This is a genomic window from Chryseobacterium formosense, assembly GCF_900116415.1.
Classification (GTDB): Bacteria; Bacteroidota; Bacteroidia; order Flavobacteriales; family Weeksellaceae; genus Chryseobacterium; species Chryseobacterium formosense.
In genome coordinates, this window is the sequence record NZ_FPAP01000009.1 from 25,841 (window position 1) to 48,930 (window position 23,090).

Here is a 23,090-nt window from a genome sequence, read left to right on the forward strand (position 1 = left end):
TAAAGTTAGAAAGCCGTATTTTTGCATAGAATTTTTTCAAATTAATTCTTTACGTCAATTTCTATAATGAAAAAACAAGATACGTGGGCAATTGTAAAAAGGCTGTTCTTCATTGGGATGAAGTTTCGTAGTTGGTTTATTTTTACCCTGATTATTTCCGTTATATTATCCGTTGTTTCTACTTACAGACCTTATCTTACGATGCAGATTGTAGATAACGACATTACAAAGCTGAAAGATGAAGCTTTGATGATAAGACATATTTATATTTTGGTAGGGCTTGTTTTTGCGGAAACGATTTTAAATTTCTTTCTGGTTTATTTCTCCAATTATATTTCTCAAAATGTGATCAGAGATATTCGTGAGAAACTTTATAATAAGCTGATTTATTTCAGAACTGCTTTTTTTGATAAAACTCCGATCGGTCAGCTGGTGACAAGAGCCGTTGGTGATGTTGAAACTATTGCGACAGTTTATACAGACGGTTTTCTGATGGTTTTTGGCGATGTTCTGAGAATTATTTTTGTACTTTTTATGATGTTCCAGGTCGATGTGCATCTGAGTTATATTTCTCTTGCGATTTTACCCTTAATGGTTGTCATTACGCGATTTTTTCAAAAGAGATTAAAAAAAGCTTTTGGCGATGAAAGAACATGGACTTCCAATCAAAACTCATTCGTTCAGGAAAGATTGGCGGGAATGCCGATCATTCAGGTGTTCAACAGGCAACAGGCGGAATTTAAAAAATTTGATGAGATCAATATCACTTTAAAAAGCGCTTTGCTGAGAACCGTTTTTATTTTCTCTTTGTTTTTCCCTGTTGTTGAACTGATTTCTTCCCTGTTCATCGGATTTGTCCTTTTTTACGGAGGCTATATTACCATCAGTGCAGGTGTTGTGATTGCGTTTATTCAGTTTATTTCGATGCTGATTCGTCCTTTGCGACAGATTGCAGACCGTTTCAACAATATTCAGCGTGGCATTGTTGGTGCAGAAAGAGTTTTGGGTATAATGGATGAAGACTATGCGATGCCCAATACGGGAACGGTAAAAAAGGACCATTTCCACGGAAAGATAGAATTCAAAAACGTCCGTTTTTCTTATGATGAAAAGCAGGAAGTTTTAAAAGGAATAGATTTTAAAGTAAATCCGGGAGAAACTGTTGCGATTGTCGGAGCTACCGGAGCAGGAAAATCTACAATCATCAGTTTGATTACAAGATTATACGACATCAATTCAGGAGAGATTTTTATTGATGATGTTGAATTAAAAGATTACGAACTGTACAATCTCAGAAGTCATATCGGTGTCGTTTTGCAGGATGTATTTCTTTTCCACGGAAGCATTTATGAAAATCTTGCGTTCGGCGATGATGAGATTACTTTAGAAAAAATAAAATCGGCGGCAAAAGAAATTGAAGTAGATCAGTTTATCGAGCAGCTTCCGGGAGGTTATGAGTATGTGGTGAGCGAAAGAGGTTCTTCAATTTCATTAGGACAAAGACAATTGCTGTCTTTCCTCAGAGCGTATTTATCTGATCCGAAAATTCTTATTCTGGATGAAGCTACATCTTCAATTGATCACGAAAGTGAAAAATTAATCCAAAGAGCTACCGAAAAGATTACCAAAAACAGAACGTCAATCATCATCGCGCATAGACTTTCAACTATAGAAAAAGCTGATAAAATCATTGTGATGGAGCACGGTAAAATCGTTGAAGAAGGCAAACATCTTGAGCTTCTTGATAAAAACGGATATTATGCCACGCTATACAAGGCTCAGCTAAGGCATGAAATTGAAGTAGAAGAAAAGTTATAATCCGTAAGGAATTATTTCTAAATCTTTTTTCCAGCTTTCACCATATTTTTCGGTTAAATATCGGGCAACTTCCTGATTGTTCTTTTTTGCTTTTTCAGACATGTAAGTAGTGATAACGCAGTTTTCGTAAACGACACCAACGCCATATTTGTTTTTAAACTGATCATGATTTCTAGACATGATCCCAAACTGTATGAAATATTTAACGTCTTCTTTTTTGTCTGAAACACTTTTATTTTCATTTCCTTTTTTGGTTTCGAGAACGACAGGTTCATATTTCTGTGCAAAAATGAAAGTTGAAGATACAATTAATCCTAAAGCAAAAGTTGTTTTGATGAAATTCATGGCTTCTATTTTCCTTTTTGATGATTAAATGGTGTCTAGGTTAAAAATTTTAATAAATCCTACTCAAATTTTTTCTCTGTATAAAGAACTCTTTTCAAAAAATGATCTAAATGATTCATTAAGAAACAATTATGCAAAGCATCATTAATGCTGCATTTGTTAACATTGAGTTAATATTAAATTCACTTTAAATTCACAATTAAGAACTTAGGTATAGTTTTTGTTATTTAGAAGAACTATAAAAAATATGGCTAACCCTATGGTTATTTCAGATAGAATTGCTAAATTTATTAAAAAATTAGCTTTTTGTTGTTTTTAACAGGGGTTAGTTATGTGAATTTTGTTATTTTTTTAATTAAAAACAAAAATATAAAGATGAATAATATCCAAGACGAATTTCAGGTCTTAAAAGATGAATTGAAAAAGTTGAACATCGATGTTCAAAAAATTGTAAAAGTAGGTAACGGCAGTATGGATTTCCATGAAGTGTTTTACAAATCTCCCAGATACGAAGAAGTAAAAACAGTTTATGTACAGAGACATACCTTAGATCATCTTATTTCGAGATTTAAAGAATGTTATGCCAGTTAAAAATATCAAACGCCTCCAAAATCGAAGGCGTTTTTTATTTTATATTCTTTTAAAATCTATAACCCAAAGAAAACCCGCTTCTGAAACCTGCCCAAGGACCGTCTACTTTTACCCTTGCGCCGTTAGAATTGGTTTCTACCGTATATTCAACGAAAGGGATATCGAGATTTTCAATTTCTTTTTTTAGCTGAGCCTGCATATCGGGCGTCAAAATGACATCACTGGTAAGATTAAAATCACCTCTTCCTGAACCGTAATGTGCTCCTGCAATCCAGAAATCTAGGACAAGATTGTGCTGTTTGTTTAAGAAAAACTGTGCACCGATCATCAATCCGCCGCTGTTTCCGCTTGCTTCTCCGTTTCCTTTTAGCGGAATAGGGTAGGTTGTGTTTAATGCGGTATAATCATATGTAAAATCAAAAGTATTGGATGAAACTTTGGAATAACGATAATATGGCGCAAAATAAAATCCTTTTCCATAGCCTTCACCAATATAAAATCTCGGTTCGATGGTGAAATTCGTTGCTTTAATTCTCAGATTCTGAAAATCTTTTTCATCTTCTTCACTCAAAAAAGCATTCATAAAGGGAACTTTTCCTTCTACAACGGTTCCAAAACCTACATTGATCGCAAACCAACGGTTGATCGATCTTTCATATGACAAATTAATATTTCTGAAAGCATATCCCGTAATGTTCGTTTTTATGATATTCATTTTATCTTCAGGAGTAGAGTGTGCCTGTGACATGGTAGTGATTTCCTGTGCAGTGACTTCCGACAGCAGAAAGCAAGGGACAAATAGCAATATTTTTTTCATAGCTTCAAATTTTGATTAAATGGTGTGGTAGTAATTGGCGATATTTTCAATGAAAACATGGTCTACAGAACCGTTCAATCAAAAACCGTTCTAAAATTTTATTTTTGATGTAAATTTTTTAATAATAATCATTTTTGTTTGCGAATTCTTTGGTAATTTTTCTTAAAAAAACCACCTGAAATATTCAGATGGATTTTTCTCTACGTTAAAATTATATCTTTAGTTACTTAAAATTATTGTATGAAACAGAGAAGATTTTTGATGATTGATGGAAGTTGGGTGATCAAAGTTGTGAAGATTTTAAGGTGTCTATAATAAACTTGTAATTTGAACAACATTGGGATAAATTGGAAAATGGCATCACGCTTCAACGCTCATTATACCATAACTAAAAAACCTTAATTAAAATGCTTTAAAATCCAGTTTAAGCATTCTTCAGAATCCATAATACTCCAGGAATGAGGGTGTCTGAAACCTTCTGGTCTTATCCCACGATCATTCGTAATAATAAGGTCGGCGTTTTTGTGCCCTCTTAATTTTAGTAAATTCATCATTGCTGTAATATCAGCACAGTTGAGGTCATAAATATTCCTTCCTCTATTTTTCATTTGCCACATAATGCCGGCTTCAGTATACATTAAGATTGGAATATTCATTAAATATTTTGCATTTCCACCATCTTTGTCTCGGTAAGTGAACATCGATTCTTTCAAATATTTATCTCTGTTTTTATCGGGAGTTCCAATTGCAGCGACTAATTCTTTGTTGAACATTTTTGCTTCATTCACAGCAGCATCAGAAAAATTTCTTTCAATATCTCTTTCGAGCCTGTAATACATATTTTCATAATCGAGTGGCGGATCGATAGCAAAAACTGAACTCGGAACGAAGTATGTATTTTTGTCTCTAACAGCTCTTTCTGCATAAGTGATCGCTAACATTCCGCCACCAGAAAGTCCGCCAATAGAAATTTTGTTTTTTGGAATGCCATATTTTTCAACATTATCTTTAACAATTCTGTCTAAAAATTTTTGATCGGCATTGTAAAAAAAGTCTCCGTCTTCTTCCCAATTTGTAAACAGAACGAGCATGTCTTTTGCATAAGCTAATTCATCCAGGTAAATTTGATTCATTACTCTTTCTGCATTTTCGCCTCCTCCCGGTAAAACAACGATCATTCCTTGAGGTTTTCCTTCTGGTACAATTCTGTAATAAAAATTCTTGCTGTCTTTAAAAGTTACTTTTTCTGCTTCCTGAGCAAATGCATTAGAAAAAAATGCGATGAATAATATGATCAGTAATTTGTATTTCATAATCGGAAAAGCGTTTGGTTTAAGTTTAATTTACCTTAAAGACAATTCACGATTGGTAGATATTACATCAAAAAAGTTCAGAATTTAAAAATTGCAATTCATCTTGAGACGGATGATTTTTAAAATCAATAAAAGTCCGAAATTCAGGGGTGTCGTCACAGAAAATTACGTCGAAAGCAAAACGGTTATTTCCGTACAAACCTCTGTGAATCATGTTGGCGGAAAAAATTAACAGGTCGCTACGATTTAGGCTGACTGTTTTTCCTCGCTGAAGATTGTTATTTGGTTTTCTTCCATTTAATGAAAGTCTGGTTTCCTCTTCTTCCTGCAAATCCCAGTTCTTGTGTGTGGAAGGAATAAGTTCAATTCCTATTTCAGGTTGCAAAGGAATTCTGAAATGAATAACATTTTGTGTTTTGATTTTTTCTTTTTGTTCGTCGATACTCATTCCGGTGTACTGAATATCACGATGCCAATAATTGTCCTGATTTTTATTAAATGGATCAAAGAACAGCTGTGTATTCAGAAATATAGCTTTTTCGTGAAATAGTGAACGAACAATCTCTGAAATTTTATCCTGAATAATGAATTTAAAAATATCAAGCCGCTCGTCTTGCGTAATGAATTTGCTTGAAGTAAGACTATGGCTGTTGATTAACCCGGATTGATAATATTTTTCATTTTCTTTCAACCAGTTATCATGGAATTTATGTAAGATTAATTCCAGATCTTTTAAATCTTCTTCAGAAAAATAATTTTCTAAATAGATATAACCCGAGTCTTTATAATCTTGAAATAGTATGTTTTCCATAATGTTAGTTGTTAATTGTCGTCAAAATGAAGAAAATTATTTAGACAGATATATTATTTTTCTCTGCAAGCACATTCATGATGTTCGTTGAGATACGCAATGGTGGCTTTGCAGATTTTCTCTAATGCATCAATATTAATGTCAGATAACTTTTTCACGTAAATACAAGCTTTTCCCATTTTAAATTTACCTAAATCATCCAATAAATGTTGGTTGTTTTCATTTGGAGAATGAACATACAATGAAAATTCTGTTTTGCGGGGTGAAAAACCGATGAGTGGCATATCACCTTCGTGCCCGCTTGCATATTTGTAGTGATAGCTGCCAAATCCGATAATGGTTGGTCCCCACATTTTAGGCTCAAAGCCAGACCATTTGCTCATGAGTTTAATCAACTCGAAACTGTCGGCTTTTTTTTGATCCTGCTCTACATAAGAATTGATAAAATCACTTACATTTTCTTGTGTTTCGGTGGTTTTGTTGGGTTTTGCCATCGTATTAAAATTTAAAAATTCTTTTGAAAAATCATCATGACTTTATTTCCTTAAAATCTTTTCCATTGGTTTACCTTTTGCCAGTTCATCGATCAGCTTATCAAGATAACGGATGTTTCTCATAAGTTCGTCTTCAATTTCTTCTACACGATAACCACAGATTACCCCTTTGATCAATGAAACATTGGGATTGATCTTAGGAGCCTGTTCAAAAAAATCTTTAAAACTGGTTTTGTTTTCCAGAATTTTCTGAAAGCTTTTTTCATTGTAGCCAGTCAGCCAGAAAATAATTTCGTGCACTTCTTCCTTTGTACGCCCTTTCTTTTCTGCCTTTTCAATATAATGCGGATAAACTCCGGCAAATGACATTTTGTAAACCCTTTCGAAATTTTTGCTTTGCATGGTTTTTATTTTACAGGTTTGTAGATCAATTGTACAACTCCTGATCTGAAAATATTGGTTTTTAATAGCTTTAAATTTAGCCTGCTTTTCAAATCTTCAAATAAAGGTTTCCCGCTTCCTAAAGCAACCGGATGAAGAGAGATTCTGTAAACATCAATTAAATTTAGCTCAATAAAAATTTTAATAAGACTTGCGCCACCGTAAAGCCAAATGTCTTTTCCTTCTTGTTGTTTTATTTCTGTAACTTTTTCTGCAATATCAGAATTAATAAAAGTTGCATTCTGATCTTCTCTTTCCTAACTTGAAAATACGAATTTATTTTTTGAATGAATGGTTTCCCAAAGATTGATTTCTTCGGAACCTGTATTTTCATCGGGTTGATAATTTCCCCAAGAATCGTAACTTACCCTTCCATAGAAAATGGAATCAATATTTGAAAGAAAACCATCAAAATTCATGTCATCATCCATAATACACCAATCGATTTCTCCGTTTGGTCCTTCTATAAACCCATCTAAAGTGGTGGCAAGATCCAGAATTATTTTTTTCATATTTAATTATAACTGAAATGTGATTAGATATTGTCTTAGCAAGCAACTAAAAACCATCAACTATCAACTAAAATTAATTGATTATTTCGGCATCCGGATTTTCATGAAGTTTTGCTATCCTTTCTTTCCAGTTTTGAAGTTCTTCATCCGTTAGTCTGATCCATTCTTTTATTTCACCGACAATTTTGAGAGGTTCAGTGCTGCGATAAGATCGGGTAGGGTTTCCCGGAAATTTTTTGTCGGTTACATTGGGATCATTTTCAAATTTACCTGTCGGTTCTACGATATAAATTCTTTCGCGACCATCACCTTTTGCCAGTGCGGCAGCCAAACCGGCTCCGTTTTGTAACGCCGTAAAGTAGATATGATTCATGATGATTTCAGAATGATAATTCGATCCGAATCCTGCATTCAGCAAATCTCCGATCTGAAGATCAGCCTTTGTACCGTGATAAAATGGGCCGTTATCAAGAACCTGTTCGTCTTTTTTGTTTTCCATTGTGGGAGTTTTTTTAGGGTTGGAACAACTTGTAAACTTAGGAATTTGTTTTTAAATTGGAAAACCGCTCTTGGAATGAATAGTTTTGAGTATGGAATATAAAAACGATTTTTGCTTAAGCGGATGTGTCAGTTTTAAGCAGGAATAAATTTAATGCCATTCAAATCCCTCTGGTATTGTAATTAAATTTTTCGTTATAAAGTTCCCATTATGGGCATCATAATCGAAAAATAGAAGAGTGTTCTCTTTTGTTTTATCTGTAAATAATATTCGATATACCCATTTACCTGTTTTGTCATCAATGAAAGGTCTTAAATCAAAAAAATTAATATCGTTGAACATGTTTTTTTGAAAAGTAGCATTGAGTTTTGTGGCAATTTCTCTTATGCTTATAAGCTTTATTTTCTTGTCAATATACTCGGGTCTGTCATCATGCATTATATCCATATCTTCTTCTTTCAGCAATTTTCCATTTTCGTCAAATTCTTTCCAAATACCTGTTGAATAATGCCGACTTATATTTTCTTTTTTTGATCGTAATTGCAGATTATCAAAATAACTATAGAGAATCCAATAAGAGCCTTTGGTTATCTGTAAAAGACCGCCATCTTTATTGTATTGCATGATGATATTTGTTCCATCGTGAGTATCGTAAAAGATACTATTTTCTTGTACAGTCTGAGATGTATTTTTTTGAGGATTGGTAATCAACGAATCTCGAATTCTTTTGTATTCTTTAGTATCAAATTTATTCTCATTTTTAAAAGGAAAATGTTGAGCAATTAGCAAACTACATATCAAAAGAAAAAGAAAGATTAATCTTTGTTTCATCAATAATGATTTTGTCGTAAAAATATAAAAAACCGCTCAGAATTCTAAACGGTTTGAATATTTAAATCATATTTAATTAACCTACTGTCACCTCAGAATCTTTATAAATATTCCAAAAGTTATAATCGGTCATTGGGGCATCGGTGATTCCGACATTTCGTCCCATCGTTACAATTTGTCCTCTGTGATACGTTCCGTGCAAAACAATGTGCTGAATATATTCATACTTTGAAAAATCACACTGAAACCATTGAGATTCGATTTTTACATTTTTTGCAAGGTCTTCTTCGGATAAACTTTCGACATAATCCACCAATTTTTTTGAATTGTTTCTGATGCCGTTGAAAATTCCTTCTTTGTCGATAGTTGCAGAGATTTTTTCAAAATCAAAATCATCATTTTCTCCAATGTGGCTCCACCAATATTCCTGCGTTTGCCAAATATGATGCAATGTTTTCAGGATGGTCGGAAAACTTGAAATAACTTCCTGATTAAGCTGTTCATCGGACTTTGTCGAAAGCCAGTCGATGTACTTGTTGACTACCCAGTTGTTGTACTGAGCGGTGTGTGTCATTAATGTTTTTAGATTCATGATATTTTATAGTTTGGTATTATAAAATTAATGAAAAGTCTTTGATTTGGAATAAAGAAAAAACTCTATTAATTAAAGAGCGGTATTCTATTATTTGATGAATATCTGTTTTTAATTTGATTGGCCACGAGAGGAAAGTGCTTCTTCGCTAATATCCGCAACCTGAATGCTTTTAATCGCTGATTTGGTTGAGGATGCTGTACTTCCACCCATGATGTATAATTTATTGTTATATATTTCCGCAGCAGCATGTCGTCTGGGAATCATATTGGATGATAACCGATGCAACGTATTGGTTTCTGTATCAAAGTAGGCCAAGAAATTCTGATTATTATAACCGCCTGCAATGAAAATCTTATTACCGGAAACCGCTAATGAATGACCGGATATCGCGGCAGGCATCGTATATTGCTCAGTCCACTCATTTTTATTGAGATCGAATACGTTGACCAGACGAGATGATGTACCGTTAAAACCACCAATGACATACAGCTTATCATTCACAATTTTGCCTCTTGTTTCTCTGGCAGTTGGCATATTCGGTAACGGATTCCATGTATCTGAAGCAATATCGTAATATTGAAATCTGTCAGAAAATACTGTGGTGGCAGCATTATTTAGCCCACTGCCGCCGAATACATATATTTTTCCGTTATGGATGGCAGAACCTGCATTTCCTGTATAGGCACGATTGACAGCTCCCTTTGTTACTTTATGAGTTTCAAGATCCACAATTTCAAGATGGCTGTTTCCCCAACCGTTAAAAATATAAATTTTATTATTGTAAGTCTCCGAATTGGCAAATCTTTTAGGAACCAGACTGGAGTTAATGACACTCCAACGGTTATCTTTAATGCTGTATTTCTCAATAATTGTAGCATTGCCATCCGAATCTTTATACCCATTGCTCACATAGATATTGTCACCTGCAATGGCACTGGTTACAGCTCCTCTGCGCATAGACATATCCGAAAGATGTTTAAAGTTTAGGATTTGCGCATTGGCTAAACATAAACCGAAAAGTGAAATGAGGAATAATTTTGTTTTCAATGACGTTGAGGTTTGGTTTAATTGATTTCCTGTGTGGAGAAATATTTTTTAAATATAGGGAAAAGTCATGGATTGGAAATCCGCGACATCGAGCACATTAAAATAATGTAATCTATTCAATAACACCATTTCTAGTGATGATTGATTCTTCCATTAAATCTACAATTTCATAAACTGAGATTGAAAATATACCGGCAATTCCCTGGTCAAATTCTTTTTTCCAATAAGAATATCCATCAATAGAGTCGGGCAGTTTGACTTTTTCATTTTTTAATTTAGTAACACTTTTATCTAATGCTATTTCAGAAATTGGAATGTGCGTAAATTCATTTGCAAAACCTTTTTCCACATCAGGATTTCCCACCTTCAATCCACCAATTGAAATATGAATGACCTTTCCATGTTTTGGATATTCTTCTATTTTTAAAATTTTCAGAGTAGAGTTTTCTTCTCCTTTGCGAGTTTTATAATTCCACTCTTGACCGACTTTGTATTTCATGGTTTCTGAGTTTTTGCAGTTAGTTAGGAAAATAAATACGAGTAAGGTTGTTATAATTTGGAGTTTGTTCATGTTTTGGAATTTGTTTTAATGCCTCAAAGTCGGGAGACTTTGAGGAGCTGGGAGAATTTAGAGGTATTGAATGAGATCAGGGTAATATATTGTAGCTGTTGAAGTTCCCATAAACATATAGTGTGAAAAGATCTCAAGAGCACTCATTCCATCATCATCAATCTGTATACATACCATTTCGCTCTGTTGAGTTGGATACAATCCAAGCTTTAATTCTCCTCTGAAATTATATCTGTGTAAAAAAATACCGTCTTTAATACTCAATAATAAATTGTGTTTTAAATAAAAATCTATATCATTATCATACAATTCATTTATGTTAAAATTATCAATGTTAAAATCTAGTTTTTCGCAAACTAAAAAAGAAAAAATATTATCTGCGGGATGCATTTTTAGATCAAAATTTCCTGTCGCTTCTCTCCTTATCGTTGTATTAGAACTATTAACCGATTTGCGAAGTGATTTATTTCTGGCAAGTTTATTTAATGCGATTTTCAAATCTGTTTTATTCAAAGTAGATTTAATTTCTCCGATTCCCACGACAGTTTCAACAGGGTAAAAATTTTGTTTTTCTGAATCTTGGATCAGAGGAGTGGAGTTTTGATCATATATTATAATATCACATTCAGTACTTATTTCATTATTAGATGTCAATACAAAGCCTGAATTAATATCTAATCTTTTAGGAATTACAAACCTTAAAAACTGTTTTACAATTCGTTCTCGATATTTGCCATATTCTGCATTATGAAAAATTCTTCCAACTTCATCATTATAAAATACTTCTCTTGAGGTATTTGAAAATTCATGACAAAATTTTTCAATTTCGGATTTTAAAATAGCTTTGTATACATAATTTGGCATATTAAAGTTGTTATTAGTTTATCAAATTTAAATATAAAAGTTAAAGCTTCAAAGAAACTTCTTTACTATATTGAATCCAACAAAAAACCGCCCAGAAAAATCTGAACGGTTTTAAAAAATATTGTCTCAGCGACACGCCGCGTTACATCATTCCCGGCATTCCACCACCCATTGGCATAGCTGGCTCGTCTTTTTTCACTTCAGTGATTACACACTCAGTCGTAAGAAGCATTCCAGAAACAGAAGCTGCATTTTCAAGGGCAACTCTTGTTACTTTCGTAGGGTCGATGATACCTGCTTCAAGCATGTTGACATACTCGTCAGTTTTAGCGTTGTATCCGAAGTCTCCACTTCCTTCCGCAACTTTAGCAACAATTACAGAACCTTCACCACCTGCGTTAGCAACGATTTGTCTCAATGGCTCTTCGATCGCTCTTTTCACGATTTTGATCCCTGTAGACTCATCAGAATTGATTCCTGTAAGGTTTTCCAAAGCAGCAATAGCTCTCACCAAAGCAACACCACCACCTGCAACAATACCTTCTTCAACTGCTGCTCTTGTAGCGTGAAGTGCATCATCTACTCTGTCTTTTTTCTCCTTCATTTCAACTTCAGAAGCTGCACCTACATAAAGAACGGCAACACCACCTGCTAATTTAGCCAGTCTTTCCTGCAATTTTTCTTTATCGTAATCAGAAGTAGAGGTTTCCATCTGAGCTTTGATCTGTGCCACTCTTCCTTTGATTTTGCTTTCTTCACCACCACCGTTTACGATTGTAGTATTATCTTTATCGATTGATACTTTCTCAGCAGTTCCCAACATATCCAACGTAATGTTTTCCATAGTGAAACCCTGCTCTTCAGAAATAACTGTACCTCCTGTAAGGATTGCGATATCTTCCAACATTGCTTTTCTTCTGTCTCCGAATCCTGGAGCTTTTACCGCAGCAATTTTAAGAGAACCTCTCAATTTGTTTACCACTAAAGTTGCTAAAGCTTCACCTTCAACTTCTTCAGAGATAATTAATAAAGATTTTCCACCTTGAGCAATTGGTTCAAGAACAGGAAGCAATTCTTTCATTGAAGAAATTTTCTTCTCTACTAAAAGGATGTAAGGATTTTCTACCTCAGCAACCATTTTTTCAGGATTCGTTACGAAATATGGAGATTGGTAACCTCTGTCAAACTGCATACCTTCAACAACGTCAACAGTTGTATCGATACCTTTAGCTTCTTCTACAGTGATAACACCTTCTTTACCTACTTTTCCGAAAGCTTCAGCGATCAAAGATCCAATTGTTTCGTCGTTGTTAGCAGAAACTGAAGCAACCTGTTTTACCATTTCTGTAGAATCTCCAACCGTTTTAGATTGAGATTTTAGATTTTCAACAACTGCAGTTACCGCTTTGTCGATTCCTCTTTTCAAATCCATTGGGTTTGCACCAGCAGCTACGTTCTTAAGACCTTCTCTTACGATAGCCTGTGCCAAAACAGTAGCGGTAGTTGTACCGTCTCCTGCGATATCATTGGTTTTGGAAGCCACTTCTTTTACCATTTGTGCTCCCATGTTTTCTACTCTGTCTTCAAGTTCGATTTCTTTTGCTACAGAAACACCGTCTTTCGTTACGTGAGGTGCACCGAAAGATTTTTCGATTACCACGTTTCTACCTTTTGGTCCCAATGTTACTTTTACTGCATTAGCCAATGCATCAACCCCTCTTTTTAAAGCGTCTCTTGATTCAATATCGAATTTTATTTCTTTTGCCATTGTTTTAAGCTTTTGGCGAATAGCTTTTGGCTTTTGTCCTTAGCGATTCGCGTGTTTAATTTTATAATTTGATTTTAATTTTAGCTTGTTAGATTTATATATTAACATTAAGAATTTAAGAAAAAAAATTTATTAAAAGATATTTTAAGAATTTGCCTTTGGCAAAATTAAGCAGGACGCTTAAATGTCGAAGATATTCTTAATCAGTCTTTAAGATGAAATTTAACTAACTAAATTTCTTAATGTTTAAAATTTAAATCAAGAAAAAATCTTACCCGATGATTCCTAAAAGATCTCCTTCTTTTACAATTAAATAATCCTTTCCTTCCAGTTTCAATTCAGAACCTGAATATTTTCCATAAAGAACTTTGTCACCCACTTTTACAGTTGTTGGCTCATCTTTTTTCCCTGATCCAACTGCTACTACTGTACCTTCCTGTGGTTTTTCTTTTGCGGTGTCCGGAATAATAATACCTGAAGCTGTTTTAGTTTCTGCAGCGATCGGCTCGATCAAAACTCTGTCTGCTAATGGTTTAAAGTTTACTGACATAATATATTTAATTTTTTAATTATTTCTGTATAGTCTTTCGCTAATTGTATGCCAAGAGGCTTATTTAAAAATTTTGGCAGACTTTTGAGGGGAAGTGTGAAATTTTGGCAGAAAAAAAGCTTCCTGAATTTAGGAAGCCTGTATTTTATTTTCTGCATTTTTGCTCGTATTCGTCAAGAAGATCCATGTAAGGTTTACTGGCATATTCATAGTCAATTTTCATTGCATCAAAACCTTCTCCTCTGTTTTTGGCTAATTTTCTTAATTCTTTCTTTTTTTCAAAGCCTTCTTTTCTTGCGGTTTTTACATCATCTTCAAATTCTTTTATGCGTTTATCTAAATTGTCTGCAAAAGGAATACAATCTTTCGTTACTTCATAAATTGCTTTCTTCAACTTATCATCAATTTTTCCTAAGTTGAAGAAATTTACTCTGTTAAGATCAATGACGATATATCCATATTCTTCATCTGGTTTTTTCATATACGGCAGATAAATGTTGTTTGTATATCTGTTATTCTGGGTGAAAACAATGTTTATTCCGTAAAGATTTGCTTTTCCTTCCTGTTCTAAAGGTAAAATAACTGTTTTGTTAACATCAATAATTTCACCTTTTACATTAATTGTTTTAAGCTTCATTTTGTCATAAACAAGTTTCTCAGAACCGTCTTTTTTGTCGAGAATGATAATTCTCTTAATATCGTTTATACCAATTTTTTCAATAGCTGAAGATTGCTCTTCTTTAAACTTAAATTCATCAATTTCAAATCTCAGCTTTTTCTCAATATTTCCCAACAATAGCATGTCTGCATGTACGAATCTTGGATTCTGAAAATTTTGTAGATAACCGGTTTTTACATCACCGTTCTCCATGATGATTTCTGCCGCTACAGAGGGCTTTTTACCGAAGTAGACATCTTCTTGGGAAAAAACAAAAGAGAATGAAAAGATAAATAACAGTATAATGGATTTTTTCATGTTTATTCTGATAGATTGTTTAGTTTTTCTTTCCTGCAGCCTGCATCGGATTTACCTTTCCGTTGGCGCCGCCTCTTACTGTGGCTTTCTGTTTTTCTTTAAATACCTGGAATTTTGAAGTTTCGGAAGAGCCGCCGTCGTTGTTCCAGAAATTGTTTGATGTATTAATGTCCGCCGTTTCTCTCATCGGGTCAAGCTGAATTGATTTTAATTTTTTATCGAAATAAAAAGTCTTCGAAACTTTCTTTTCGTTGTGTCTCCAGATTTGGGCTGAAGTTCTATCTCGTAATTTTGAACCGTCTTCAAAGGTAAACTCAAGGATAATAGGCATCACTAATCCGCCTTTGTTCACAAAATCAATTTGATAAGCATTAATATTTTTGAATTTCTCCTGTTCTTTTTTGTCTAAAGCAGCATTTGGTTCAGACTTTAAAGAATATTCTTTATTGGTGTCAACTTTCTCCTGACCTCGGTCATAACGGTAATAAAAATCCTGAAGATCTTTGTCTTTTTCTACTTCGAAATTAATTGTTTTATCTTCTTTATTTCTGATTTTCGAAATGTCTTCAAACTCATTTTGCAAAGGTTTTTCAACTTTATATTTTTCTTCGGTTGAAGAAGCTGTAACTTCAAAATCAGGATTGGCAACGGTTACTTTATCAATGGAAATATCTACAGGATCTGTTCCGTAGAACCATCCTCTCCAGAACCAGTCGAGATCCTCACCACTTGCATCTTCCATTGTCCTGAAAAAATCTGCGGGTTCAGGATGTTTGAATGCCCATCTTTTAGAATAGGTTTTAAAAGCTTTATCGAAAAGTTCTCTTCCCATAATCGTTTCCCGAAGAATATTTAAACCTGTCGCCGGTTTTGCATAAGCATTCGGACCAAACTGAATAATATTTTCAGAATTGCTCATGATGGGTTCCAATTGATCTTTCGGGAGTTTCATGTAATCAACGATCGTCCAGGCCGGACCACGTTTTGAAGGGAATTTGTTATCCCATTTTTCTTCCGTTAAATATTCGGTAAATGTGTTTAATCCTTCATCCATCCAGCTCCATTGTCTTTCGTCTGAATTGATGATCATCGGGAAAAAGTTGTGCCCTACCTCATGAATGATTACTCCTATCATCCCGTTTTTCACCCCTTCGGAATACGTTCCGTCTTTTTCCGTTCTTCCGAAATTGAAGCAGATCATCGGATATTCCATCCCATTGGAAGCTTCCACAGACTGCGCCACCGGATAAGGATAAGGAATCGTAAATTCAGAATATGTTTTTATCGTATGCGCAACTGCTTTCGTAGAATATTTTCTGTACAAACCATAAGCTTCTTTAGGATAGAAACTCATTGCCATTACTTTATTATTGTTTTCAGGGATGGTAACACCCATTGCGTCCCAAACAAACTTCCTTGAAGCCGTCCAGGCAAAATCTCTTACATCTTTTGCCTCAAAAACCCATGTTTTTCTTTGTTTTGAATGATTTTTTTCTGCTTTTTTAGCTTCATCCAAAGTGACAATTTCTACAGGTTCGTTTGAAGTCTGAGCTTTTTTATATCTCGCTAATTGTTCTGAACTTAAAACCTGTTCATAATTTTTACATTCTCCTGTTCCTCCGATCACATGGTCTGCAGGAACATTTATCGAGACTTTATAATTTCCGAAAACTAAAGCAAATTCCCCTCTTCCTGTAAACTGATGATTTTGCCATCCTTCAAAATCACTGTAGACACACATTCTCGGAAACCATTGGGTAATTGTGTAAAGGTCGTTTCCGTCTTCAGCAAAATTTTCATAACCGCCACGACCTCCCATTTTTATTCGGTTGGGAATATTGTAATTCCAATCGATTTTGAAAATGAATTTTTCACCTTTTTTTAAAACTTTAGGCAGATCAATACGCATCATCGTTTTATTGACCGTGTATTTCAAAGGATTTCCTGAAGCATCCGTCACTTTTTCAAGATTTACACCATATCCATTATCTTTTACAGGCAATTCTGAAACTTTCACTTGCTCGTCATTTAAAGATTTTGGCAGGGTAGAAGAGAACTGATAATCTGCTTTTTTTACCGTCGACTGTTGGTTTTCGTCTAATTGAAGCCAGATATAATCCAAATCATCCGGAGAATTGTTGTGATAGGTTACCGTTTCTGAACCTTTCAAATTTCTTTTATCTTCATCAAGATATGCCACGATGTCATAATCTGCTCTGTTCTGCCAATACGCTTGTCCAGGAGCTCCGGAAGCTGTTCTGTAAACATTCGGAGTCGGGAGAATTGTTCCCAGCTGCTCAAAACGGTTTCCGTGATTGCTTCCCGGATTATTCTGAATGTTTTGGGCAAAAACGCCTGTAAAAAAAAGAACTGAAAGTGCAGAAATTGTAAATTTCATTTCGGATGATTTAATAATATTCAAATATAATAATAAGTCGTTGAAAATATATCAGATTTTTTTAGAATGGAAGTCGTTCTAAGGTCATTTTTAATGAAAGCGCAAAAACTCCCGATGACACAAATAAAACCCAGTCTTTTTTGTTGACTTTAAATATATTTAAAAGGACAAAAAGTAAAACTAAAATACCAAGAACAATCACAATTTGCCCGACTTCCAAGCCAATATTAAACCCTAAAAGCGGCAATGCGATGCTCTGACTTTTGGCGATCATCACTCTTGCAGTATTGGCAAAACCCATCCCATGGATCAAGCCAAAAAATAAGGCTAAATAATAATTGATGTTATTTTGTGACTGCTTCTTACTTTTCATTAAAATATTACCAAGTGAAGTTAAAACAATCGTCAAAGGAATCAGAAATTCTACCCATGCAGAAGGAACTCTTACGACATCTAAAATGCTTAAGGCTAAAGTTACCGAGTGTCCAATCGTAAAAGCTGTTACCAAAACCAAAATTTTCTTCCAATCGGAATAAGAATAAATAGCAATTAAAGCCAGCACAAAAAGTTGATGATCCAAAGCGTCCAATGAGATAATATGTTCCCAACCGAGATTCAGATAGAATAAAAAATCCTGCATTTCTAATAATTTTAAGGAAATGCGATGATACAAAATTTATTTTAACTTTGTATAAATTTCGATGTCATGATTGTGAATATAGAACTTGAAAATTCTGAGGATTTTGCGTTTATCAAGCAACTTTTAGAAAAACTAAAAGGAGTGAAATCTGTTTCTGTGCAAGAGGAAGAATTTTATGAAGATGGAACGCCAAAATGGTTTATTGATAAACTTGCAGATTATGCAGATCGTCTTGAAGAGAAAGATATGGTTTCTGAAGAACAATTTCTTAAATATGTTGACGAAGAAATATGCAGATTGAATTCTCAAAAATAGCTCAGCTTACTTTAAGAAATCAAATAGAGTTTCTTGAAATGACTTGGACTAACAAACAAATCGTGAGTTTACTTCAGGATGTGAATAAAGTGACTTTAGATTTGAAGAATGGAAAGTTTAATCAATTTCAAAGATATTCAAAAGATATTCGTTCTGCATTAATCGGCAAAAAAACACGTAAGAATGTATTTCAGAAAAGAAAATGAAAACAAAATACGTATTCTTCTATTCTTTGATATGAGACAAGATCCCGAAAAATTATTGATTTACTGAAATGAAAAAATATTTTGTCTTCTTTATTATTTCCTTATTTGTGATGGCTTCATTCAGCAAAAAACATCCTTATCATGTTGGTTCGGTAGAAATGAATTACAATTCAAAATCTAAAAATTTTGAGATTACCGGAAGGTTTTTTCTTGATGATTTAGAAAACGGATTATCCAAAAAATATGGTAAGCCTTTTCATTTTAATGATCCGAAATACAAACCTCAACTTAACGAGGCTTTAAAAAATTACAGTTCAGAATATTTTAAGCTGAAAACCAATAATCAGTTTCTTAAAATCAACTTTGTCGGCTATGAAGAAGACAGTGAGTCTGTAAATGTTTATTTAGAATCTGAATCTGTCTCAAATCCGAAAAAAATTGAAGCTGCCGTAAGTTTTTTATACAATCTGTTTGATGATCAGATCAACATCGTTCATATTATTGTTGATGGAGAAAGGAAAAGTGAAAAACTAACGTATCCCAATAGATATTTATATCAGCAATTTTAAGCTATTTTTCTAATTGTAAAAATACATTTTCTGCTTTTGCATGTGCTAATAAATCAGGAAAAAAATCATCATAACATTTCTGCAAAATGTCTTTGTTGTCTAAAAATGCCTGAAAAACAGGAATGTCTTTATCTAAATATTTCGCCTTATTCAAAACATTCTGAATGCTGAATTTAATTCCCCAATCTTCACGATAATTGAATAGCCAGTCGTCGTGTTCCATTTTTGCAAGCATTTTTTTGAAGTTTTCAGGAAGAAATTGCTTGTTTTCATTCAAAACACGGTACACTTTTAATGAATGTTCTTTCCAGCCTTTTAATGAGTTTAAAGAAAAATCGGTTGCCAGAAAATAATCCATCGAAACATCTACAAAAGCTCCTGCATATAATCTCACAAGCGGACTGAAAACTTTTTTTGCTTCATGAATTGCAGGATGAGAATCGGTAAACGTATCAATTGCTCGGTGCATCGTAATTCCGTCCTGAATTTCTTTCGGAAAAGAAAAACGTTCTTTGTTTCGGATGAAGTCTTCCAAAAACTGTCCGACAATTTGTCCGTCAGAAAAAGAGAGAAACGAGTGGGCGAGATAGTTCATACTGCAATTTAGAATTTAAAAACAAAAAAATCCTCCGAAATTATTTTTAAGGAGGATTAATTTACAATTTTAAAGTAAATATTTTTATTTTTTAATAAACTTTTTACTACCTACTAAAGAATTTTTATCCGAATAAACACTCAGAAAATATTCTCCTGAAGGCAAACCTTGCAGATTAATACTTTTTTTATCAGTCGTTAGAACGATCTGTCCTAAAGCATTGATTACTTTGAAAGAATAAATTTCATCATTTTTAATCCATATATTGATTTCATCTTTTGCAGGATTCGGAAATACAGTAAAATCTGTGATATTCTGATTTTTTATTTCAAACGTTCCCAGATTGGCAGTCGGCATAAATTGAGAAACGACACAGGCAAAACGAGCAAAACCAAAGGCTTCATTTGAAGGATTGATGTTTCCCGTTGCAATTCCGGTAGGTTCAGAATTGAAATTTACATTCGGATTCGCCCATCTGTTTATTCTTGTACAAGAAAATCCGGAGTCTGCACACTCATTATTATACGCCATGATTGTTCTCCATCGTTGCGAAGGCAAGCTTGAAGTTCCTAAACTTATTGATGTCTGGTTGATGTATCCGTGATGATTTTCACAAGGCGTTGTAGAAGATGAAACATACCAGTCGTGATTAAGTCCCATATTGTGCCCCATTTCGTGCGCTAAACTGTAATTGGAAACAACACAATTGAATAATGTTACGGTAAACGCACTGTTGGCTGTATAGTTAGTCGGGTTAGAGTTCAAATATCCTAACCCGCAAATGTTGGTGGGGGTAGAGGTAACAAGAGCACAAAGATCGGCTCCGTATGTGGTTCTTAAGCTATGAACATCATCCATGAATCCATCATTATTATTTCTGAATCTTGGTAAGTCTGTATAAATATCTCCTGACTCTGTATAAATGATCTCCCCCGAATATACAAGATTAATGGAAGTGTTTGTAACGCCGGAATTAATCAGCGCCGTATTAAAATTTGTAATTGCCGTTGCTACAAAAGAGTTGCTTTGTGCAACACCGCCCCAAGATGCTCTTGCTGCAGAAGTGTAAACAATTAGTACATCAATGGTGGTTGCAGGGCAAATTGCAGTAGATTCTAAGCAAATATTAGAATTAACCTTTTGTGAAACAGAAGATTCGTTCAAAATGAAATCTGTTGTTGCATCTTTATTGATTAAAGCTGATTCACTTACTACCGAAACTGCAAACAGATTGCTGTCAAGCTGATGGAAAATTATTTTTTCTCCTGAAACTGATGTGTACATCCCCGTAATTGCGTTTTCTGCCTTTGAAAGAACAAGTTCAGATTTTGGTTCGTTTTCGATAGTGAAAACAGAAGATTCAGATTTGTTGCTATACAGAAAAGACTTTGAAAATTTTGCCTTGATGATTCTGTCGCTGGGTAAATTTATTTCAAGATCAGATTTTATATTAAATAAAGATTGAGTATAATATTTCGTCAGCATATAAGTCGACGCTAAATTTTTATTAAGTTTTTGCTGCTCTTCGAGATTATTTTCATTAATCGTATTCTGAAATATTTTGTTCTGAGCAAAAAAGGTAATGCTGCAAAATAACATAAAAAGAATAATGCTATTTTTCATAATCATGTGAGGTTAAGAGTTTTGTTTTGTAAATATAAAGTTTTTAATATCAATTTAATTAAAAAAGTCTTTCATGAAAATCCTCTACTTTGCTCACTTCTTCAATCTTGATTCCGAACTTTTTCTTTGGAAGTTTATTTAAATTAGAAATGAAAATTTTCTCATAACCCAGTTTTTCGGCTTCCGTAATTCTTTGTTCGGCTTGTGCAATGGGACGGATTTCTCCGCTTAAACCAATTTCTCCGGCAAAGCAATAATGCTCGGAAATGGCAATATCTTCATTGGAAGAAAGAATAGAGGCAACAACAGCAAGATCCAGAGCAGGATCATCAGTCTTAATTCCGCCTGTAATATTGAGGAAAACATCTTTTGCGCCCAATTGAAAACCTGCACGTTTTTCAAGGACAGCCAATAACATATTCAGCCTTTTTGAATCGAAACCGGTGCAGCTTCTCTGCGGAGTTCCGTAAACTGCCGTACTTACCAGAGCCTGGATTTCTAAAAGCATCGGTCGGTTTCCTTCTAAAGTTACGGCAACGGAATTTCCGGAAAGTTCTTCAGATTTTTTAGTAATTAAAATTTCAGAAGGGTTTTTAATTTCCTTTAAACCCTGCGAAATCATTTCATAGATGCCGATTTCTGAGGTTGAACCAAAACGGTTTTTATTGGCTCTTAGCAACCTGAAAAGATGGTTTCTGTCCCCGTCAAAATTCAAAACAACATCAACCATGTGTTCTAAAACTTTCGGGCCTGCAATTTGGCCGTCTTTTGTGATATGACCGACTAAAAATACAGGAACATTGTTTTCTTTGGCATATTTAATAATTTCATTGGAACATTCACGGATTTGCGAAACGGTTCCGGGAGAACTTTCTATCAACTGTGACTGTAAGGTCTGAATAGAATCGATAATGACAAAATCAGGCTCTAATTTTTTTGCTTCGTGAAGAATTTTTTCCAGCGAAGTTTCTGTATAAAGAAAACAGTTCGGGTTTTTAATTTCGGCTAAACGGTCGGCTCTCATTTTAATCTGTGAAGCACTTTCTTCTCCTGAAACATAAAAAATTCTCTTTTTCATTTTCAAGGCAAGCTGCAAAAGTAATGTTGATTTCCCTATTCCCGGTTCACCACCAATTAATGTGACGGAACCTAAAACAATTCCACCACCTAAAACTCTGTTGAGTTCATCCGAGGGAGTTTTTATTCTCGGTTCTTCAATCGCTTCAACCTCAATAATATTAATAACATGCTGTTTTGATTTAGAAAATGGAGGTGTTTTGGATGAGGTTTTTTCTAAAACTTCTTCTACTAAAGTATTCCATTCGCCGCAGTTTTTACATTGCCCGGTCCATTGTGGATATTGCGAACCGCAGTTCTGACAGAAATATGCTGTTTTGAGTTTTGCCATACTGCGAATTTCAAAATTTTTTTTGAATATTTCTTTTCAATTTTTGATTAATTTTCAGTTATGAAAAATATTTTTTTGAGTTTGATGATTTTTGTAGTCATGTCGCTTTTGCATACTCAGTTTACGGAATCGACTGTTAAGCTTTTGAAATTACCGGGAGGGAGTTTTGGAATGTATTCTATATTTATTCTTATCATGTGTTCGATTATAACAGGAATAGGTTTGGTAACAGTAATTATTTTTAAAAGAAGTTATGGCTCTATATTGAAGATTGCAATTCTGTTTGAGATTATATATTTGTTTTTCATACTAATTTCAGGGAATAATCCATTCTTGTATTTTTCAGATTCTACAAATGAAAATCTTTTAATGATAATGATGTATGGAATTTCAGGACTAGTATTTTTTCTGATGTTCTTTACTCATTTATTTTATATGAAAATAATTTCATCCAAAAATAAGAACTTATCATAGATCAATGATTCATTAAGAA

The 23,090-nt window shown here is 33.9% G+C and carries 28 protein-coding genes; 6 read left to right on the top strand and 22 right to left on the bottom strand.

The annotated features are described in order from the left end of the window. Positions 1 to 66 precede the first annotated feature (66 nt). Positions 67 to 1,818, top strand: coding sequence for an ABC transporter ATP-binding protein (locus BM371_RS20025; RefSeq protein ID WP_034672486.1), 1,752 nt, complete (start codon positions 67 to 69; stop codon positions 1,816 to 1,818). Here BM371_RS20025 and BM371_RS20030 read toward each other — a convergent pair. After that, a complete protein-coding gene (locus BM371_RS20030; RefSeq protein WP_051882492.1) occupies positions 1,813 to 2,163 on the bottom strand; it encodes an FEKKY domain-containing protein in 351 nt (116 codons plus the stop codon). The two genes, BM371_RS20025 and BM371_RS20030, sit on opposite strands and share 6 nt — an antisense overlap. A 375-nt stretch (positions 2,164 to 2,538) precedes the next feature. Between BM371_RS20030 and BM371_RS20035 the strand changes: the two genes are divergently transcribed. Next, on the top strand, positions 2,539 to 2,754 hold the full coding sequence (locus tag BM371_RS20035) for a hypothetical protein (protein ID WP_034676842.1): 216 nt from the start codon (positions 2,539 to 2,541) through the stop codon (positions 2,752 to 2,754). Between the two features lie 49 nt (positions 2,755 to 2,803). Here BM371_RS20035 and BM371_RS20040 read toward each other — a convergent pair whose 3' ends face one another. The 18 genes from BM371_RS20040 to BM371_RS20120 all read right to left on the bottom strand — a co-directional run bounded on the left by BM371_RS20040 (position 2,804) and on the right by BM371_RS20120 (position 17,881). Next, a complete protein-coding gene (locus tag BM371_RS20040; RefSeq protein ID WP_034672485.1) occupies positions 2,804 to 3,571 on the bottom strand; it encodes a DUF3575 domain-containing protein in 768 nt (255 codons plus the stop codon). A gap of 398 nt (positions 3,572 to 3,969) precedes the next feature. Beyond that, positions 3,970 to 4,884, bottom strand: a complete 915-nt coding sequence (locus BM371_RS20045; protein ID WP_034672482.1) for a hypothetical protein — start codon at positions 4,882 to 4,884, stop codon at positions 3,970 to 3,972. A gap of 67 nt (positions 4,885 to 4,951) precedes the next feature. Then, positions 4,952 to 5,695: a phytanoyl-CoA dioxygenase family protein gene (locus BM371_RS20050; protein ID WP_034672480.1), complete on the bottom strand. Its 744-nt coding sequence runs from the start codon at positions 5,693 to 5,695 to the stop codon at positions 4,952 to 4,954. Positions 5,696 to 5,748: 53 nt separating this feature from the next. Beyond that, positions 5,749 to 6,189 carry a DUF1801 domain-containing protein gene (locus BM371_RS20055; protein ID WP_034672478.1) on the bottom strand — a complete coding sequence of 147 codons (441 nt, stop codon included), beginning with the start codon at positions 6,187 to 6,189 and terminating at the stop codon, positions 5,749 to 5,751. A gap of 42 nt (positions 6,190 to 6,231) precedes the next feature. Beyond that, complete coding sequence (locus tag BM371_RS20060; RefSeq protein ID WP_034672476.1) at positions 6,232 to 6,591, bottom strand: DUF2200 domain-containing protein; 360 nt, start codon at positions 6,589 to 6,591, stop codon at positions 6,232 to 6,234. Between the two features lie 5 nt (positions 6,592 to 6,596). Next, positions 6,597 to 6,860, bottom strand: coding sequence for a dihydrofolate reductase family protein (locus BM371_RS20850; protein ID WP_228423591.1), 264 nt, complete (start codon positions 6,858 to 6,860; stop codon positions 6,597 to 6,599). 27 nt (positions 6,861 to 6,887) lie between these two features. Then, positions 6,888 to 7,142: a dihydrofolate reductase family protein gene (locus BM371_RS20855; RefSeq protein WP_228376690.1), complete on the bottom strand. Its 255-nt coding sequence runs from the start codon at positions 7,140 to 7,142 to the stop codon at positions 6,888 to 6,890. A 73-nt stretch (positions 7,143 to 7,215) separates the two neighbouring features. Continuing rightward, a complete protein-coding gene (gene arr / locus BM371_RS20070; protein WP_034672475.1) occupies positions 7,216 to 7,641 on the bottom strand; it encodes an NAD(+)--rifampin ADP-ribosyltransferase in 426 nt (141 codons plus the stop codon). A 150-nt stretch (positions 7,642 to 7,791) separates the two neighbouring features. Continuing rightward, the gene (locus BM371_RS20075; RefSeq protein ID WP_034672474.1) at positions 7,792 to 8,472 is read right to left on the bottom strand and encodes a hypothetical protein; all 681 of its coding nucleotides are present in this window, start codon (positions 8,470 to 8,472) and stop codon (positions 7,792 to 7,794) included. A gap of 76 nt (positions 8,473 to 8,548) precedes the next feature. Then, complete coding sequence (locus BM371_RS20080) at positions 8,549 to 9,064, bottom strand: DinB family protein (RefSeq protein WP_034672471.1); 516 nt, start codon at positions 9,062 to 9,064, stop codon at positions 8,549 to 8,551. Positions 9,065 to 9,175: 111 nt separating this feature from the next. Then, complete coding sequence (locus BM371_RS20085; protein WP_131430852.1) at positions 9,176 to 10,114, bottom strand: Kelch repeat-containing protein; 939 nt, start codon at positions 10,112 to 10,114, stop codon at positions 9,176 to 9,178. A gap of 112 nt (positions 10,115 to 10,226) precedes the next feature. Continuing rightward, on the bottom strand, positions 10,227 to 10,613 hold the full coding sequence (locus BM371_RS20090; protein ID WP_228376689.1) for a hypothetical protein: 387 nt from the start codon (positions 10,611 to 10,613) through the stop codon (positions 10,227 to 10,229). A gap of 129 nt (positions 10,614 to 10,742) precedes the next feature. After that, complete coding sequence (locus tag BM371_RS20095) at positions 10,743 to 11,549, bottom strand: DUF6602 domain-containing protein (protein WP_051882490.1); 807 nt, start codon at positions 11,547 to 11,549, stop codon at positions 10,743 to 10,745. 142 nt (positions 11,550 to 11,691) lie between these two features. Next, positions 11,692 to 13,317, bottom strand: a complete 1,626-nt coding sequence (gene groL, locus BM371_RS20100; protein WP_034672465.1) for a chaperonin GroEL — start codon at positions 13,315 to 13,317, stop codon at positions 11,692 to 11,694. Positions 13,318 to 13,588: 271 nt separating this feature from the next. Continuing rightward, positions 13,589 to 13,867: a co-chaperone GroES gene (locus BM371_RS20105; RefSeq protein WP_034672462.1), complete on the bottom strand. Its 279-nt coding sequence runs from the start codon at positions 13,865 to 13,867 to the stop codon at positions 13,589 to 13,591. Positions 13,868 to 14,012: 145 nt separating this feature from the next. Further along, positions 14,013 to 14,843 carry a hypothetical protein gene (locus BM371_RS20110; protein ID WP_034672459.1) on the bottom strand — a complete coding sequence of 277 codons (831 nt, stop codon included), beginning with the start codon at positions 14,841 to 14,843 and terminating at the stop codon, positions 14,013 to 14,015. Between the two features lie 19 nt (positions 14,844 to 14,862). After that, positions 14,863 to 17,241, bottom strand: coding sequence for a M1 family metallopeptidase (locus tag BM371_RS20115; protein ID WP_117601809.1), 2,379 nt, complete (start codon positions 17,239 to 17,241; stop codon positions 14,863 to 14,865). Between the two features lie 61 nt (positions 17,242 to 17,302). Next, the gene (locus BM371_RS20120; protein WP_034672456.1) at positions 17,303 to 17,881 is read right to left on the bottom strand and encodes a HupE/UreJ family protein; all 579 of its coding nucleotides are present in this window, start codon (positions 17,879 to 17,881) and stop codon (positions 17,303 to 17,305) included. 66 nt (positions 17,882 to 17,947) lie between these two features. Here BM371_RS20120 and BM371_RS20125 point away from each other — a divergent pair, with 66 nt between their 5' ends. The 3 genes from BM371_RS20125 to BM371_RS20130 all read left to right on the top strand — a co-directional run bounded on the left by BM371_RS20125 (position 17,948) and on the right by BM371_RS20130 (position 18,971). Further along, entirely contained in the window at positions 17,948 to 18,196 is a 249-nt protein-coding gene (locus BM371_RS20125; protein WP_034672453.1) for a hypothetical protein, read from the top strand. A gap of 38 nt (positions 18,197 to 18,234) precedes the next feature. Beyond that, positions 18,235 to 18,402 (top strand): hypothetical protein, encoded by a 168-nt coding sequence (locus tag BM371_RS20615; protein WP_177225362.1) that lies wholly within the window; start codon positions 18,235 to 18,237, stop codon positions 18,400 to 18,402. Between the two features lie 68 nt (positions 18,403 to 18,470). Further along, positions 18,471 to 18,971: a DUF6702 family protein gene (locus BM371_RS20130; RefSeq protein WP_034672450.1), complete on the top strand. Its 501-nt coding sequence runs from the start codon at positions 18,471 to 18,473 to the stop codon at positions 18,969 to 18,971. A 1-nt stretch (position 18,972) separates the two neighbouring features. Here the strand turns inward: BM371_RS20130 and BM371_RS20135 are convergent, their stop codons facing one another. From BM371_RS20135 to radA, 3 genes are all read right to left on the bottom strand, one after another. Beyond that, the gene (locus tag BM371_RS20135) at positions 18,973 to 19,566 is read right to left on the bottom strand and encodes an acyl carrier protein phosphodiesterase (RefSeq protein ID WP_034672447.1); all 594 of its coding nucleotides are present in this window, start codon (positions 19,564 to 19,566) and stop codon (positions 18,973 to 18,975) included. Positions 19,567 to 19,650: 84 nt separating this feature from the next. Then, positions 19,651 to 21,189, bottom strand: a complete 1,539-nt coding sequence (locus tag BM371_RS20140; protein ID WP_051882489.1) for a M12 family metallo-peptidase — start codon at positions 21,187 to 21,189, stop codon at positions 19,651 to 19,653. A gap of 58 nt (positions 21,190 to 21,247) precedes the next feature. Continuing rightward, positions 21,248 to 22,597 carry a DNA repair protein RadA gene (radA, locus tag BM371_RS20145; RefSeq protein ID WP_034672444.1) on the bottom strand — a complete coding sequence of 450 codons (1,350 nt, stop codon included), beginning with the start codon at positions 22,595 to 22,597 and terminating at the stop codon, positions 21,248 to 21,250. Positions 22,598 to 22,657: 60 nt separating this feature from the next. On the opposite strand from radA, the gene BM371_RS20150 reads away from it, so the two are divergent. Next, on the top strand, positions 22,658 to 23,071 hold the full coding sequence (locus tag BM371_RS20150) for a hypothetical protein (protein WP_034672443.1): 414 nt from the start codon (positions 22,658 to 22,660) through the stop codon (positions 23,069 to 23,071). The last annotated feature ends 19 nt before the right edge of the window (positions 23,072 to 23,090 follow it).

Excerpts from the sequence above, each read along its gene's own strand:
- BM371_RS20025 (WP_034672486.1), top strand. The coding sequence starts at position 67 with ATGAAAAAACAAGATACGTGGGCAATTGTAAAAAGGCTGTTCTTCATT.
- BM371_RS20030 (WP_051882492.1), bottom strand. The coding sequence starts at position 2,163 with ATGAATTTCATCAAAACAACTTTTGCTTTAGGATTAATTGTATCTTCA.
- BM371_RS20035 (WP_034676842.1), top strand. The coding sequence starts at position 2,539 with ATGAATAATATCCAAGACGAATTTCAGGTCTTAAAAGATGAATTGAAA.
- BM371_RS20040 (WP_034672485.1), bottom strand. The coding sequence starts at position 3,571 with ATGAAAAAAATATTGCTATTTGTCCCTTGCTTTCTGCTGTCGGAAGTC.
- BM371_RS20045 (WP_034672482.1), bottom strand. The coding sequence starts at position 4,884 with ATGAAATACAAATTACTGATCATATTATTCATCGCATTTTTTTCTAAT.
- BM371_RS20050 (WP_034672480.1), bottom strand. The coding sequence starts at position 5,695 with ATGGAAAACATACTATTTCAAGATTATAAAGACTCGGGTTATATCTAT.
- BM371_RS20055 (WP_034672478.1), bottom strand. The coding sequence starts at position 6,189 with ATGGCAAAACCCAACAAAACCACCGAAACACAAGAAAATGTAAGTGAT.
- BM371_RS20060 (WP_034672476.1), bottom strand. The coding sequence starts at position 6,591 with ATGCAAAGCAAAAATTTCGAAAGGGTTTACAAAATGTCATTTGCCGGA.
- BM371_RS20855 (WP_228376690.1), bottom strand. The coding sequence starts at position 7,142 with ATGAAAAAAATAATTCTGGATCTTGCCACCACTTTAGATGGGTTTATA.
- arr (WP_034672475.1), bottom strand. The coding sequence starts at position 7,641 with ATGGAAAACAAAAAAGACGAACAGGTTCTTGATAACGGCCCATTTTAT.
- BM371_RS20075 (WP_034672474.1), bottom strand. The coding sequence starts at position 8,472 with ATGAAACAAAGATTAATCTTTCTTTTTCTTTTGATATGTAGTTTGCTA.
- BM371_RS20080 (WP_034672471.1), bottom strand. The coding sequence starts at position 9,064 with ATGAATCTAAAAACATTAATGACACACACCGCTCAGTACAACAACTGG.
- BM371_RS20090 (WP_228376689.1), bottom strand. The coding sequence starts at position 10,613 with ATGAAATACAAAGTCGGTCAAGAGTGGAATTATAAAACTCGCAAAGGA.
- BM371_RS20095 (WP_051882490.1), bottom strand. The coding sequence starts at position 11,549 with ATGCCAAATTATGTATACAAAGCTATTTTAAAATCCGAAATTGAAAAA.
- groL (WP_034672465.1), bottom strand. The coding sequence starts at position 13,317 with ATGGCAAAAGAAATAAAATTCGATATTGAATCAAGAGACGCTTTAAAA.
- BM371_RS20105 (WP_034672462.1), bottom strand. The coding sequence starts at position 13,867 with ATGTCAGTAAACTTTAAACCATTAGCAGACAGAGTTTTGATCGAGCCG.
- BM371_RS20110 (WP_034672459.1), bottom strand. The coding sequence starts at position 14,843 with ATGAAAAAATCCATTATACTGTTATTTATCTTTTCATTCTCTTTTGTT.
- BM371_RS20115 (WP_117601809.1), bottom strand. The coding sequence starts at position 17,241 with ATGAAATTTACAATTTCTGCACTTTCAGTTCTTTTTTTTACAGGCGTT.
- BM371_RS20120 (WP_034672456.1), bottom strand. The coding sequence starts at position 17,881 with ATGCAGGATTTTTTATTCTATCTGAATCTCGGTTGGGAACATATTATC.
- BM371_RS20125 (WP_034672453.1), top strand. The coding sequence starts at position 17,948 with ATGATTGTGAATATAGAACTTGAAAATTCTGAGGATTTTGCGTTTATC.
- BM371_RS20615 (WP_177225362.1), top strand. The coding sequence starts at position 18,235 with ATGACTTGGACTAACAAACAAATCGTGAGTTTACTTCAGGATGTGAAT.
- BM371_RS20130 (WP_034672450.1), top strand. The coding sequence starts at position 18,471 with ATGAAAAAATATTTTGTCTTCTTTATTATTTCCTTATTTGTGATGGCT.
- BM371_RS20135 (WP_034672447.1), bottom strand. The coding sequence starts at position 19,566 with ATGAACTATCTCGCCCACTCGTTTCTCTCTTTTTCTGACGGACAAATT.
- BM371_RS20140 (WP_051882489.1), bottom strand. The coding sequence starts at position 21,189 with ATGAAAAATAGCATTATTCTTTTTATGTTATTTTGCAGCATTACCTTT.
- radA (WP_034672444.1), bottom strand. The coding sequence starts at position 22,597 with ATGGCAAAACTCAAAACAGCATATTTCTGTCAGAACTGCGGTTCGCAA.
- BM371_RS20150 (WP_034672443.1), top strand. The coding sequence starts at position 22,658 with ATGAAAAATATTTTTTTGAGTTTGATGATTTTTGTAGTCATGTCGCTT.